Source organism: Roseomonas acroporae (assembly GCF_023223525.1).
In the GTDB taxonomy this organism is placed as follows: Bacteria; Pseudomonadota; Alphaproteobacteria; order Acetobacterales; family Acetobacteraceae; genus Roseomonas_E; species Roseomonas_E acroporae.
The window spans coordinates 1-348 of the sequence record NZ_JALPRX010000232.1; the positions used below are offsets into that span (position 1 = coordinate 1).

Below are 348 nucleotides of genomic sequence, written 5' to 3' on the forward strand. Positions count from 1 at the left end.
GCGCTCGCTGCGCTGCTGCACGACCTCGCCGGCCGCCGGTCCTGCGCCATCGTGCGCGGCGCCATCGCCGATCCGGCCCGCACCCGCGGTGTCCGGCGCCTGGTGCACGCCGACCCGAAGACCGGCGACGCGCCAACCCTGCGCGACGTGCCGCGCGCCTGGATCGCGCTCGACCTCGACGGCATGCCACTGCCGGCCGGCACCGACCCGCGCGACCTCGCCGCCTGCGGCGCCATCGCCCGTGCCACCCTGCCGGCGGCGTTCCGCGAGGCCGCCTGCCTCGTCGGCGCCACCGCCAGCCATGGCCTCAAGTCGGGCGCGCGGCTACGGCTCTGGGCGCGGCTGTCC

The 348-nt window shown here is 79.0% G+C and carries 1 protein-coding gene; it reads left to right on the forward strand.

Translation table 11 applies throughout. The features are described 5' to 3' along the window. Nucleotides 1–348: hypothetical protein (locus M0638_RS28210; protein WP_248670282.1), on the forward strand; the 348-nt coding region annotated here is incomplete at both ends.